The sequence below is a fragment of the Pandoraea sp. B-6 genome (genome assembly GCF_000282835.1).
GTDB classification, from domain to species: domain Bacteria; phylum Pseudomonadota; class Gammaproteobacteria; order Burkholderiales; family Burkholderiaceae; genus Pandoraea; species Pandoraea cepalis.
The window spans coordinates 1-13,475 of record NZ_KB290499.1; the positions used below are offsets into that span (position 1 = coordinate 1).

Genomic DNA, 13,475 nt, shown 5'->3' on the forward strand with positions numbered 1-13,475 from the left:
CTTTTCCTTTGCCATTTCCGAATCCTCAGATACTGAATAGACGATTAAACAGTGCGCCGGGCGCTGCACCTCGTGGTGCAGACGCCCGACAATTCAATTACTTGTTCTTGTTGCTGATGATGGCTTCGCTCACGTTCTTCGGAGCTTCAGCGTAGTGCTTGAACTCCATCGTGTACGTGGCGCGGCCTTGCGTGGCCGAACGCAGCGACGTCGAATAGCCGAACATTTCCGACAGCGGAACTTCGGCGCGCACGATCTTGCCGCCGCCGACCATGTCGTCCATGCCCTGGATAATGCCGCGACGCGACGACAAGTCGCCCATCACGTTACCCATGTAGTCTTCCGGCGTTTCCACTTCCACGGCCATCATCGGCTCGAGAATGACCGGGCTGGCGCGGCGCATGGCTTCCTTGAAAGCCATCGAACCGGCCATGCGGAACGCGTTTTCGTTCGAGTCCACATCGTGGTACGAACCGAACGTCAGGCGAACCTTGACGTCCACCACCGGGAAGCCGGCCAGAACACCGCTCTTGAGCGTGTCCTGAATCCCCTTGTCGACCGCCGGGATGTATTCGCGAGGAATGACACCACCCTTGATCTCGTCGAAGAATTCGTAGCCCTTGCCTTGCTCGTTCGGCTCCAGCGTGATGACAGCGTGACCGAACTGGCCGCGACCGCCCGACTGCTTGACGAACTTGCCTTCAACGTCCGCGGCCGACTTGCGAATGGTTTCGCGGTAGGCAACCTGCGGCGCGCCGATGTTGGCTTCCACGCCGAATTCGCGCTTCATGCGGTCAACCAGAATTTCGAGGTGGAGCTCGCCCATGCCCGAAATGATGGTCTGACCCGATTCTTCATCGGTCTGCACGCGGAACGACGGGTCTTCCTGCGCCAGGCGGTTCAGGGCGAGGCCCATCTTTTCCTGGTCGACCTTGGTCTTCGGCTCGACAGCCTGCGAAATCACCGGCTCCGGGAACACCATGCGCTCGAGCACGATCGGGGCGGTCGGGTCGCACAGCGTGTCACCCGTGGTCGCATCCTTCAAACCGACGGCTGCGGCGATGTCGCCTGCGCGCACTTCGTCGATTTCTTCGCGCTGGTTCGCGTGCATCTGCACGATACGGCCGAGGCGTTCCTTCTTGCCCTTGACCGAGTTCAGCAGCGTGTCGCCCTTGTTCACCACGCCCGAATAGACGCGGAAGAAGATCAGCTGGCCGACGAACGGGTCCGTCATGATCTTGAAGGCCAGCGACGAGAACTTCTCGTCGTCCGCAGCGCGACGTTCGATCGGCTGCTCCTTCTCGTCCGTACCCTTGACCGGCGGAATGTCGACCGGCGACGGCAGGAAGTCGATCACGGCGTCCAGCATACGCTGCACACCCTTGTTCTTGAACGCAGTGCCGCACAGCATCGGCTGGATTTCGCAGGCGATGGTACGCAGACGAAGACCTTCGATGATGTCAGCCTCGGAGAGGTCACCCTCTTCCAGGTACTTGTTCATCATCTCTTCGCTCGACTCGGCAGCGGCCTCGACCATGCCTTCGCGCCACTTCTGGGCTTCCGCCAGCAGTTCGGCCGGAATTTCGACGTAGTCGAACTTCATGCCTTGCGACGCTTCGTCCCAAATGATCGCCTTCATCTTGATGAGGTCGACCACGCCCGTGAAGCTTTCTTCCGCGCCGATCGGCACCACCACCGGCACCGGGTTGGCCTTCAGGCGAGTCTTCAACTGGTCGTAGACCTTGAAGAAGTTCGCGCCGGTACGGTCCATCTTGTTGACGAACGCCAGACGCGGCACGCCGTACTTGTTGGCCTGACGCCAAACGGTTTCCGACTGGGGCTGCACGCCACCCACGGCACAGTAGACCATGCACGCACCATCGAGAACACGCATCGAGCGCTCGACTTCAATCGTGAAGTCGACGTGACCCGGGGGGTCGATGATGTTGATGCGGTGCTTCTGGTAATTGTTCGCCATGCCGGACCAGAAGCAGGTCGTGGCAGCCGACGTAATCGTGATGCCACGCTCTTGTTCCTGCTCCATCCAGTCCATCGTCGCGGCGCCATCGTGCACTTCACCGATTTTGTGGTTCACACCGGTGTAGAACAAAATGCGCTCGGTCGTCGTGGTCTTGCCTGCGTCGATGTGAGCGCTAATACCGATGTTGCGGTAGCGCTCGATAGGGGTTGTACGAGCCACTTTAAGCCTCTTTCAATGTAGCCGCCATTTTTGAGGGGGCTACTAACACAAACGGGCGAGGCGCAATTTCTCATGCGCACCCGCCCCGGTTTCTGCTCTAGGTACTGCTTGCCAGCGTCAGAAGCGGAAGTGCGAGAATGCCTTGTTGGCTTCGGCCATGCGGTGAACTTCGTCACGCTTCTTCATGGCGCCGCCACGGCCTTCCGAGGCTTCGATCAGCTCACCCGCCAGACGCAGGGCCATCGACTTCTCACTACGCTTTTTCGCGGCCTCACGCAACCAACGCATCGCCAATGCCATACGACGCGACGGACGCACTTCGACCGGAACCTGATAGTTTGCACCGCCAACGCGGCGGCTCTTGACTTCAACCACCGGCTTCACGTTACCGAGCGCCGTGTTGAAGATTTCCAGCGGATCCTTGCCCGCCTTGGTTTGGATCTGCTCGAAAGCACCATAAACGATGCGCTCTGCAACCGACTTCTTGCCGGCAAGCATGAGCACGTTCATGAATTTAGCGACATCAACGTTGCCGAACTTCGGATCGGGCAACACTTCGCGCTTGGGGACTTCGCGACGACGCGGCATGATTTCTTCCTTAATAAATTCAGTTGGAGCTTCGCTCCAAGTCACCTACTAGCCACTTCCTGGCCGAGTGACCACTTACTCAGTGACGATGTACCACCATCACCGAACGTATGTCCGCTGAGCCGCTTAGGCCTTCGGACGCTTCGCGCCGTACTTCGAACGGGACTGCTTACGATCCTTGACGCCTTGCGTGTCGAGGCTACCGCGCACCATGTGGTAACGCACACCCGGCAAGTCCTTCACACGACCGCCGCGAATCAGCACGACCGAGTGTTCCTGCAGGTTGTGGCCTTCACCGCCGATGTACGAAATGACTTCGAAACCGTTGGTCAGGCGCACCTTGGCAACCTTACGCAGTGCGGAGTTCGGCTTCTTCGGCGTCGTCGTGTACACACGGGTGCACACGCCGCGACGCTGCGGGCAGTCCTGCAGGGCCGGGCTCTTGCTCTTGATTTGAGCAGAGGTGCGCGGCTTGCGGACCAATTGGTTAATCGTTGGCATTGTGATTTCCTAAATGTGTCAAAAGCATGAAAACCAAGGCGGGCCGTCATGCAGATTTACTGCGCATTCACCCGGCTATTCTTGCGGATTGCCCGCACCTAAACGCTTGATGCATAAGCATTTTGCATTGGACACGCGCATACCGCCGGAAAAACCGGAGCCTGCGACTATACCTCTGGTCAGCGCAAGTGTCAATGCACTTGCACGCAAATTCACCCCGTAAGTCGTTGATTGTTAACGCGTTGCCGAGCGCCGCCTTGGGTCGTCACGCGGCGGTATGGGTTGAGCGAATGTCCTCGCGGGTGCCAAACCGCAAACGTTGGCGTTCCGACGCGACAACCGAAATCGTTGCAACAGGAATACTCCGGGCCACCACGGGAAGCGTCCTGTGACATCAACTGGAGTGACCGCGATGTATTTTGCGATTGGAGAATGGCTCACGACTGCGCTGGCAGTGTCGAACGCAATGCCGTATCCGGACCTTGTCGCGTACACCCATCGCATGACGACCGACCTCAGACAAATTACGTCGGCGCCAGTCTCAGCCAGCGCCCAACGTGCCACACCTCGCCATGCGGACGCTGTCGCCAACGGCACGTCGTTCGACTGGTCGCAGCCCCCGGCGACCCGCGCACGGGTATTCGCCGAGCGGTTGAAGGACGTACGGCCAGTTTGCGTGGTCGGCAGCGGTAACGACCGCGAAAATTGTCTGCTCGACCTCACACCGGGCCTGAACGTCAACGTCAGCGCAAGCCGTCTGATGCTGGCGGGCTGCGAAGCGTCGCTCCCGGCGACGATCCGCGATGCGCTCTCGCGCGACGGACGCGATGCCAGCGCTCTCGAGCGTGCATTTTCCGCAACCTTCGCTGCGGAGTCGCATGGGAAATTCTCCGTAGCGGCGATCGAGCGGCGGATCACCCAGCGCCTTCGCGAAATGTCGCCGGGCATGCATCACCTGCTGCGCCGGGCCGACGTCTACCTCGAGATGCCGCGGGTCACGTTCCTGCGCGTGCTGACCAGCCAGCAGGAAGCCCGACGCCATCACGTCACAGCCGCCTTCACCGACCCGCCCATTCGTCACGTCACCGGCGCCCCGGACGTGCGCGACGCCATGCTTGGCGCCTACATCCGACTCCCGATCGGGGGTGCCGTCCACACGTTCCTCGTCTCGCTCGCCACGCCGAATACCGTTGAGGTGATTCGCCAGGATTCGCGCACCCACGCCGATCAGCACCTGCCAGCCCTCTTCGGCGACGTCCCGGAATACTTTCAGGCCACTCGTTTGCAGATGCGCACGGTAGGGCCGGGCGACGACATCGTGCGAACACTCGCGGAGTGGCTCCATGACGGTCATCAACGCTATCGCGACTTCGCCCGCGGCGAAACGCGCGAGCGTCTCGCACCGGAATCGCATCGCCACGTCGTACAGCAAACATGCCCGTCGGCCGCCCCGCCACGAGCACCCACCGCAGCGCAGACGCCGCCGCCGACTGGCACCGCCCCGACCTTCGCCCGTTCGCCGCGCGCTCGACAGCCCTCGGTCGCCGAAATCGCGGAAGCCATCGCGATGCTAGAGCGTCTGGACAAGCGTTACCGTTCGCTGGGACGCCCTCGCTTCGGGTGACCGGCACAATGCTTCGCCCGGCGCCCTCCCCCAGGAACGACCGCCGGGAGTCACGTCTCCGGTCCGTCACCGTGGAATGATATGCACGCCCTATCAAATCTCGCAGCCTCGCCTGTCGTGTCCGGCGTAACGGGTGTCATCCCGCGCGTTTTTCACGGAGGCGCGAATTCGTACACTCGGAGGTTTAGGCGGCGAGTCCTCCTGCCCTGACGCGAGCCCACTATCAGCCATGCAGGCGAGTTTCGAAAAAGACAGCATTCTGGTGCTCGATGTCGACGGCACTCTGACCGATTCGGAGCGAATTCATCAGCGCGCGCTGCTCGGCGCCATGACGTCGCTGGAATTCGAAGACCTGAACACCGACTGGGGCAGCTACCCGCATCACACCGACACCGGCATTCTGATTCATGCCCACGCGGAGCACGGACGCGCGCTGCCGCAGCCGCACGATCTGGCGCGCTTCGAGCACGAGATCGACGAGCGCTTCACCGCGCTGCTCAACGCGCACGGTCTGGCCGAAATCCCGGGCGCTCGTGCCTTCGTCGACGCGGCACACCGATCGCGCTGGGGGGTCGTGTTCGCCACAGGGGGCATCCGGCAGGTCAGCCATCGGAAGCTGCGTTCCGTCGCTATCGAATACACCGACGCGATGCTCATCACCTCCTCCGAATACAGTTCACGCGAACAACTCGTCGCGGAGGCGATCAAGCGGGCACAAGCCGGCTACGGCATTACACATCCGCGTGCGGTCGTCTCGATCGGCGACGGGATGTGGGACCTGAAAGTCGCGCGCCGTCTCGGCATTGATTTCGTTGGGATCGGCTCACGCCGCTCGCGCTCGCCGCTATGCGCCGAAGGGGTGCCCGTCTACAACGATATGTGGGATGCCATGCACTGGCTCACGCCGGGCCGCGGACGCGCATCAGGTATTCGCTTGGCGTCACGCCCATGAAGCGGCGGAACATGGTGGAAAACGCGCTCGGGGTGTCATAACCGACCTCGAGCGCCACCTGCGTGATGGGCCGCCCAGCGCCCAACATTGGCAGCGCACCCAGCAGGCGCATGTGCTGACGCCATTCCCGGAACGGCAAGCCGAACTCTGTCGTAAAGCGCCGCTCCAACGTGCGGCTCGATGCGCCGACATCCAGCGCCCAATCCTGCAGGCTGCGGGGATCCGAAGGCGTGTTCAGGTAGATATCGAAGATCTTGCGCAGACGGGCGTCGCGCGGCACCTGCAAGTGCAGCGGCGACTCGCTCTTCCATTCCACTTCCTCGAGCAACAGCGCCATGACGAGGGCGTCCTTGCCGTCGGGCGACCAATCGGCAGGAAGCGCCATCGCGCGCAGGATCAACTCGCGCAACAGCGCGGACACGCCGATGACCACCGGCGCGCTGGGCGCCGACATCCCGCATCGCGCCACGTCGACGTAGATCGTGCGCATTTCGACTCGGCCCCGCATGCGCACTTCATGCGTGACTTCCCCCGGCATCCACAGCGCGCGTTGCGGCGGTATGACCCAGAGCGACGTCTCGGTGCGCACTTCGAGAATGCCGGCACTCGCGTACATCAGTTGCGCCCGCCCGTGGCGGTGCGGGTGCACGACGAAGCCATCCGGGTAATCTTTCGCCAACGCGCCCACGGGGCGGTCTTGACCCTGAAATCCCAGGGGTACCCCAGTTGTGATCGGCATCGGCACCAGGCCTTTCAAAGGCGTAATTTTTGGGTCGTTTTTGGCGATTGCGCCAGCGTAACACCGGGTAGCGCCGCCCACCAAACCGAATCCCTTGCCGCGTCGGCGCAAAGCCAACACGGCTCAAAACGGCTTGACGATCACGAGCGAGACGATCGCTGCCATCGAGACCAGCGTAATGGGGAGCGCTCGCCGAAAGAGCGCCGGGGACGTCGTCACGCCATCGCGCTCCAGCCGCCTGAGCGTGGCGGACAGGCGTCCATGCAATCCCGAGACGATCACCACCAAAACCAGCTTGGCCATCAGCCATGGCGCACTCCACCAGTTCGCCATGATGGCCATCGCGGGGCCGGTTATCCACACCACGATCAACGCGGGCGACGCCAGTCCGTAATCCGCCCGCCGCGCGATGCGCCGCCACTCGGGCTGCGTCAAACGCCCGCCCAACGCCATCGCCACCAGGCCGGCGATAAACGTGATCACTGCAATCAGATGGATGGCCTTGATCCATAGATAGAGCATTGCGGTCTCCTCAGGGCTTCGATTTATTATTTCAAATTCAGCAACAGTTGCTTGCCATAACTCATCTTTATCGCCAAATGACACAGCAATACACTTCAACTGTCGACGATGAATAACACATCGCCTCTTTCAAAAGACAGGAGAAAACATCATGCAACGCACCCTCATTACCTCTGCTCTGGTTTCCGCAATGCTGACCCTCTCGGCCGGCTCGGCTTTCGCCAGCGACGCGTTCGACGGTCCCTCGGAATTCTCGTGGGTGCCGCAAACCAGCGTCCTGAGTCGTGCCCAAGTCCGCCAGGAACTGGTCCAGGCGCAACAAGCAGGACTGGTGGTTCAACACGATGCCGTGTACCCGAAGGCTGCGCCCAGCGCGCAACCGACGGCCGCCAGCACCTCGATCACGATGGGTTCGGTGGGTGGCCAGCAAAGCGCCGGCTCGACTTATTTCGGCTCCTAATGTAACTCGCCGCGCCGCGGGCCTCTCCAAAGGGGCCGCGGCGCGGCGCGCATTCTGCGCATAACGACGCGCCGGCGATTGCTGGCGCTCACTGTGATCTCCGGTCGGCCCCCGACCCAAGACTCCTGTCGCTGTGCGTAGTGGTTCAACGCACAGGACTTTGCCCGTCGCTCCGGCGACGGGCTTTTTTAGCGGACCTGGCAGCCTTCAGGAGGCCCGCGATCCCGTGACAGGGAACGACGAAGCCCGCCTAAGCGGGCTTCTGGTCGTTGATGGGACGACGGACAACGCTTACTTCGACAGCGACGTCGCAAGAAACTCGAGCGCGCGACCGTGGGCGAGCGCCGCCGACGGCTGATGGTAAGACGCGCGCGCCCAGCAGTTGAAACCGTGGTCGGCGTTGGGATACACGAACACTTCCGTGTTCGGACGCGACTTCACCGCTTCGCTCACCGACGTCACGATATCCGGCGTGATATGGCTATCGAGCGCCCCGTAGTGGAACTGCACCGGCACATTCAGCCGGGCGGCTTCGCCCAGATAGTTGTGAATGCCGCCACCGTAGTACGGCACGGCGGCGTCGACCAGCCCGCGTGCGGCGCTCAGGTAGGACAGCAGTCCGCCGAAGCAATAGCCGACGGCGGCAATCTTTGCATGGGCATCGAGCTTGCCGCGCAGCGCCTTGGCCGTCGCTTCGATATCGGTCACGGCCTTCTCGATGTCGATCGATTGGCGCAGTTCCATCGCGCGCGCCCAGTCGTCGCCCGAGTAGCCAAGTTCGACGCGCGGGGCGGCACGCCAGAAGATATCCGGCGCGAGCACCACATAGCCGTCCATCGCGTATTGATCGGCAACGCCGCGAATGTGTTCGTTCACGCCGAAGATTTCCTGCACCAGCACGATACCCGGTGCCTTTGCGACCGGCCCCGACGGCGGCAATGCCAGATAGGCATCGAAGGCGCCGTCCACGGTTTCGACACGGATCCATTGACTGTTCGACACGGAAGTTGCTCCATCAAAAAAAGGGGAATTGCCCGCGCGCGACAACCACCGAGCCACTGCAGGGATCGGGCGCGACCGCGCGCAGTCAGGCCGAATCAGTATAGGCACTTTCGCGCTCGCGCACAGCGCTCGGCCAAGCCCGCCGCACAAGGCCCTGCAGGGGGCACGACGCGTGCCCACTTTCGCATCTCTCGGCTCACTCTGCTTGTATCGCAGATGCGGTGAGGTGCGCCGTTTCGACGACCGAACCCAAACCTTCCGATCACGCTGAGCGGGCACCGTCGCTTCATCGTTTCGTCGTTTCGTCCCTTAGCCCTCTCGCCATCCCCCGTGATGCCCCTTACATGTCGTTACCGCCCCCGGGCCGGTCGACGGATGCGCGTTACGCTTGCCACAGGCGTTCGATACTGCCGCGAGCCAATTTAATACGGAATCCATATCATGAAGATAGCAACTCGCCATGCCATCAGCACCATTGCAATGTCGCTGGCATTGACAGCCACCGGCATTGCCACGGCCGACACATTATCGAGCACAGCGCGAGCGCAGAGCGCGCCGCCGGCCGCCGACGCCGACGCCGACAACAAGCACGACATGCACGACGCCATCGACATGCCGCCCCCACCGCCGCGCATGGGTCGGCTCGTCGGCGGACCGGGTCCGCAGGGTGGGGCCGCGCCTGCCTTCGCAGCCATTCGCACCATCGACGAAATTGCGCACTGGTACCGCGTTGGCGGTCATCCCGAAGATGTCTTGCCGTTCTATCGCGAGACGCTCACGCAAACGCGCGACCCGATGCTGCGCCGTCATCTGCGCGACGCCATCGCGCGCGAGACGTTGAAACCGGCCGACACCACGGCAGCCATCGCGACATTGCGCGCGCAATTGCGCGAGGATCTCGCCGCATTGCCGCCGTCACCGTCACTTGACGCCAGGCGCCGCTGATGGAGTCGCGCGATAACGAACACGTCAATCCCGTGACACCGCCATGATTTGCGCGTTCCATTGCGGCAGCCACGTCAGCAAGAACTGCGCGAATCCCTCAGCCGCCGGCGACGCTGCACGCGAGAGCGATCGGTACACACAGACCTGACGAATCGTCTCGGGCGAGACAACGCGGCGCATCACCAGACCGAACGGTGGCGCGAGCGCCGCCACGTAGCCGGGTGTCAGGGTGGCGGCCAGCCCTTGCGACGCGACGCCGAGCGCGGTCGTCACGTTATCGACCACGTCGATAGGTGTAATGCGCGCATCGGGCGGCGCAGACAAGCGCATCTGCGCAACGCTGCGTTCGTGATCGCGTCCCGCGGCAACGAGCGGCGTATCGCGCAGATCCGCCCAGCGCACGCGCCGGCGTCGCGCGAGTGCGTGGCCCGGCGCACACCACAACACCCACGGGCTGTCGAATGCTGGCGCCCCGGCGACATGCGCGCCCGTTGCGCGATTGGGGCCGATCGCCAGATCGAGGTCGCCGTTGGCCACGTGATCGACGAGCGCATCGACCGGCGTATCGACCACGCGCACCACGACCTTGGGCCGTAGGTCGGCGTAAGCGCGAATCGCGGCGGGCAGCGCCATGCTCGCGAGCACCAGCGGCGCGCCCACGCGCACGATGCCGGCAGCACGGTTGCGCACGTCGTCAGCCGTTTTCTCAGCCGCCTGCACATGCCGAATCACCGACTCCGCCGACGCAAGAAAATCACGCCCAGCACTGGAGAGCGCCACACGCCGGGTGGTGCGGTCGAAGAGCCGAAAGCCGAGGACCGATTCGAGTTCGGCAACGAGTTGGCTCACGGCCGACGAGGTAAGCCCCAGGCGATTGCCCGCCTCGGCGAAGCTGTGCAATTCGGCAATGGCCACCAGCGCCTCGAACTGGCGGAGTGTGATGCGGGTCAGGGGCATGTCGTGTCGATGATCAAGTCTCGCCTACGAATATACCGGCATCGATGGATTGTCCCGAAGACGCGTGGCGCTCACCAGCGGCTTGCGCACTTCCCATTGAAGCGAGGACCGCCCTGCCGAACGTCATTGTCCTCGCCAAGGAATCCGTCACTGCGGGTACAGGCCATGTATCCGCCCGAACAGGCGCGTCAGGCCGAGCAATGCGTCGATGTTGGGCGCAGGAACCGACACGCGCTGACCGATCTCGCGCACCACGCTCACCAGCGCGTCGAGTTCGATGGGACGGTGCGCCTCCACGTCCTGCAGCATCGACGTCTTGAACGCCCCCAGCTTCGCCGTCACGGCATGCCGGTCATCGGGCGACTGTTCGATCGCGCAGCCGATCTTGGCCCCAATCGCCGCCGCCTCCGCCATCGCCGCCGAGCAGAACGCGCGCACGAGCGGGTCGTCCAGTAACCGGTCGATCGTCGCGCCCGTGATCGCCGACACGGGGTTCATCGTCAGGTTACCCCACAGCTTGTACCAGATGTCGAGACGCACGTGCTCCGACGCCTTGACTTCAAAACCCGCCCGCGTCAGCAACCCCGCGAGCCGCTGCACGCGCTCGCTCTGCCCGCCGCCCGGCTCGCCGACGATGAGCCCACGCCCCATCCTGTGATCGACCACCCCCGGCGCCGATGTCGCCGCACTCGCATGCACCACGCACCCGATCACATTGGCCAGCGGGATCGCCGCGCCAATCGCCCCGTCCGGATCGACGCTCGTCAGCGGATCGTCGCCAAAGGGCGCCACCCCCTTGCAGAACCACCACGGCACGCCGTTCATCGCGGGCAACACCAGTGTTTGCGGGCCGAGCAGGGGCGCCACGGCGCTCGCAACCTGCGCAAGCGCGGGCCCCTTCACCGCAATAACGATCAGGTCCTGCACGCCGAGCTTGCCGGCGTCTTCCAGCGGATGCGCCGCGTCCACGGGCGCACTCGTCACCGTCTCGCCCTGCTTCACGCGCCAGCCATGCTCGCGCAACGCCGCCAGCGTCGCACCGCGCGCCAACGCGCTCACGCGCGCTTCCCCCGCCGCCGCCAGTCGCGCGCCGAGCAAGCCGCCGATGGCGCCCGCGCCAATGATCGTCACCTTCATCCCTTCACTCCTGTCGTTGCGCCGCGAGTCGATAGTTTTCCTTGAATCGCTCCGGCACACGTTCGTCAAACCCCAGCGCCACACGGCGCACTTCAGGACTGTCGCCCGGCGGGTGCCCCACACCGAGCGCCGCCGCGCGTGGTGCATCGATCCCCACGACCTGCCCCACAAGGCAACCGAGTCCGGTGATCTCGCACGCCACCCGATCCCCCGCGTCCACCGAGCGGGAATGACAGGGCGTGCCCATCAGGATCACGTCGCCCGGCAGCAGCGTGATATGTCGCGCAATGTCTGCGATCACGTAGTGCGGGCCCCAGATCGTCTCGTCACCGATGTGCGCCTCCTGCACGACGCGTCCATTGCGATAAGTGCGCAACGTCTGCTCGAACAGGTTCACGCCGCGCACGATGCCCGGGCCGATCGGCAACAGGGTGTCGGCCCCCTTCACGCGCAACATCGACCCTTGATCGGTGTCGCGAAAGTCCTGCAAACCCATGTCCAGCGCCGGGCAGAACCCCTCGATGTAATCCCACGCCTCATCGGGAAGCACATTGCGGCACGTACGCCCGATCACCACCGCGTACTCGCCCTCGTAGTTCAGATACCGACAATCCGCCGGCTTGAGGATCTGGCCGTTATGCCCATTCAACGAGGTCGGTGGCTTCGTGAAGTACGTCGGCGTGTCGGTCGGCTTGGGCCGGTTGCGCGTCTCCATGCTACGCGAGCGATACGAGATATGCACGGCGATGATCTTTGACGGATCCACCGGCGGCAGATGCGCCACCGCCTGCGGGTCCACCGTACGTCCATCGTCGAGCCGCAACAACCCGCGCTCGTGCCCGTCCTCGACGATCGTGCCCCAGAACGCACTGCCGCCCAACATTACGCGACGACGCTCGACGCGCGGGCCGCGCATCACGGCAGGCAATTCTCGCAGCGGAAATTCGAAGTCCATGGTCGCGCCCCGTCAAATCGTATCGAACCAGACATGCACATTGCCGGTGCCGCGTGCGTTCTCGTATTCAGACAGCACCGTGCCCGGGTGACGGCTCGCCGCACCGCCCAGCGCCCCGATCATCTGCAGGTAATGCGCGCCGTGCGCCTCCCACGGGCGCTTGCGGTAGTCCTCGTCCCAGTTCGCCAGAATCCGGTCGTGACGCCCTTCCCGAAAAGCCTCGATGGCACGCTTGTCGCTCTCGATGTTCTCGGGGCGCGACACATTGCTCTCGTGGAAGATGCGCGGATGATGGGGCTGCCAGTCGATGCCGTTGAACCGGTGACTCAACGAACCCGATGCCAGCATCACCACGCGCAGAGGACTGCGGCGAATCGCCTCGCCGATCGCGTCACCCGATTGCAGAAAATGCTTCGTCTCGCAGTTCTGACACGAACTCACGGTCACGACCGGCCACGCGTCGAGCCGCATCTGTTTGATGACGTTGATCGTCGGGTAATGGCGCGGCAAGTCGGGATGCAACACCGCGCGGGCGCGCACGCCGCGCTCGCGTGCCACGGCTTCGACGCTCAGCGCCAGCTCGGGATGCCCACGATAATCGTAAGGCACGCCATGCAGATACCAGGGCATCTCGTCGGAGATGTACATGCCCGAATAGTGCGCCCCGCCGTCGATCAGGTGATAACCGGTGGTGAACCAATGCGAGTCGAAAATCACGATGACGTCCGGACGCGCCGCCACGACGCGCTCACGCACCCGCGCATAACCGGCGATCAAGTCCGAATCGGTGCCCGCGCCCTGCAGCACGCGGAATTCCTCACACTGCATCAGTCCTGGGTGATGCGAGACCAGCGCCGCGCCGACGATCTGTCCCATGGGGCCCTCCTCTTTTC

14 protein-coding genes are annotated in these 13,475 nt (G+C 63.4%); 4 read left to right on the top strand and 10 right to left on the bottom strand.

From position 1 onward, the window contains the following. Positions 1-97 precede the first annotated feature (97 nt). From fusA to rpsL, 3 genes are all read right to left on the bottom strand, one after another. On the bottom strand, positions 98-2,200 hold the full coding sequence (fusA, locus tag A985_RS0105250; protein ID WP_017232356.1) for an elongation factor G: 2,103 nt from the start codon (positions 2,198-2,200) through the stop codon (positions 98-100). 117 nt (positions 2,201-2,317) lie between these two features. After that, entirely contained in the window at positions 2,318-2,788 is a 471-nt protein-coding gene (gene rpsG, locus A985_RS0105255) for a 30S ribosomal protein S7 (protein WP_017232357.1), read from the bottom strand. A gap of 126 nt (positions 2,789-2,914) precedes the next feature. After that, positions 2,915-3,289, bottom strand: a complete 375-nt coding sequence (gene rpsL, locus A985_RS0105260; RefSeq protein ID WP_017232358.1) for a 30S ribosomal protein S12 — start codon at positions 3,287-3,289, stop codon at positions 2,915-2,917. A 412-nt stretch (positions 3,290-3,701) separates the two neighbouring features. On the opposite strand from rpsL, the gene A985_RS0105265 reads away from it, so the two are divergent. Further along, complete coding sequence (locus tag A985_RS0105265) at positions 3,702-4,913, top strand: hypothetical protein (protein WP_017232359.1); 1,212 nt, start codon at positions 3,702-3,704, stop codon at positions 4,911-4,913. 229 nt (positions 4,914-5,142) lie between these two features. Then, a complete protein-coding gene (locus A985_RS0105270; protein ID WP_017232360.1) occupies positions 5,143-5,865 on the top strand; it encodes an HAD family hydrolase in 723 nt (240 codons plus the stop codon). On the opposite strand, the gene A985_RS0105275 is transcribed toward A985_RS0105270, so the two are convergent. Next, positions 5,813-6,604 carry a helix-turn-helix domain-containing protein gene (locus A985_RS0105275; protein WP_026131672.1) on the bottom strand — a complete coding sequence of 264 codons (792 nt, stop codon included), beginning with the start codon at positions 6,602-6,604 and terminating at the stop codon, positions 5,813-5,815. The genes A985_RS0105270 and A985_RS0105275 overlap by 53 nt on opposite strands. Before the next feature lie 123 nt (positions 6,605-6,727). Further along, the gene (locus tag A985_RS0105280; RefSeq protein ID WP_017232362.1) at positions 6,728-7,126 is read right to left on the bottom strand and encodes a CopD family protein; all 399 of its coding nucleotides are present in this window, start codon (positions 7,124-7,126) and stop codon (positions 6,728-6,730) included. Between the two features lie 151 nt (positions 7,127-7,277). Between A985_RS0105280 and A985_RS24325 the strand changes: the two genes are divergently transcribed. Continuing rightward, positions 7,278-7,586: a DUF4148 domain-containing protein gene (locus A985_RS24325; protein WP_017232363.1), complete on the top strand. Its 309-nt coding sequence runs from the start codon at positions 7,278-7,280 to the stop codon at positions 7,584-7,586. A 291-nt stretch (positions 7,587-7,877) separates the two neighbouring features. Here A985_RS24325 and A985_RS0105290 read toward each other — a convergent pair whose 3' ends face one another. Further along, positions 7,878-8,588: a dienelactone hydrolase family protein gene (locus A985_RS0105290; protein WP_017232364.1), complete on the bottom strand. Its 711-nt coding sequence runs from the start codon at positions 8,586-8,588 to the stop codon at positions 7,878-7,880. Positions 8,589-9,029: 441 nt separating this feature from the next. Between A985_RS0105290 and A985_RS24330 the strand changes: the two genes are divergently transcribed. After that, positions 9,030-9,533, top strand: a complete 504-nt coding sequence (locus A985_RS24330; RefSeq protein ID WP_157211357.1) for a hypothetical protein — start codon at positions 9,030-9,032, stop codon at positions 9,531-9,533. A gap of 24 nt (positions 9,534-9,557) precedes the next feature. On the opposite strand, the gene A985_RS0105300 is transcribed toward A985_RS24330, so the two are convergent. The 4 genes from A985_RS0105300 to A985_RS0105315 form a co-directional block, all read right to left on the bottom strand. Beyond that, entirely contained in the window at positions 9,558-10,490 is a 933-nt protein-coding gene (locus A985_RS0105300; RefSeq protein ID WP_017232366.1) for a LysR family transcriptional regulator, read from the bottom strand. A gap of 147 nt (positions 10,491-10,637) precedes the next feature. Then, positions 10,638-11,627 (bottom strand): 2-dehydropantoate 2-reductase, encoded by a 990-nt coding sequence (locus tag A985_RS0105305; protein WP_017232367.1) that lies wholly within the window; start codon positions 11,625-11,627, stop codon positions 10,638-10,640. Positions 11,628-11,631: 4 nt separating this feature from the next. Next, the gene (locus A985_RS0105310; RefSeq protein WP_017232368.1) at positions 11,632-12,582 is read right to left on the bottom strand and encodes a fumarylacetoacetate hydrolase family protein; all 951 of its coding nucleotides are present in this window, start codon (positions 12,580-12,582) and stop codon (positions 11,632-11,634) included. Positions 12,583-12,594: 12 nt separating this feature from the next. After that, positions 12,595-13,458 carry an extradiol ring-cleavage dioxygenase gene (locus tag A985_RS0105315; protein ID WP_017232369.1) on the bottom strand — a complete coding sequence of 288 codons (864 nt, stop codon included), beginning with the start codon at positions 13,456-13,458 and terminating at the stop codon, positions 12,595-12,597. Positions 13,459-13,475: the final 17 nt, after the last annotated feature.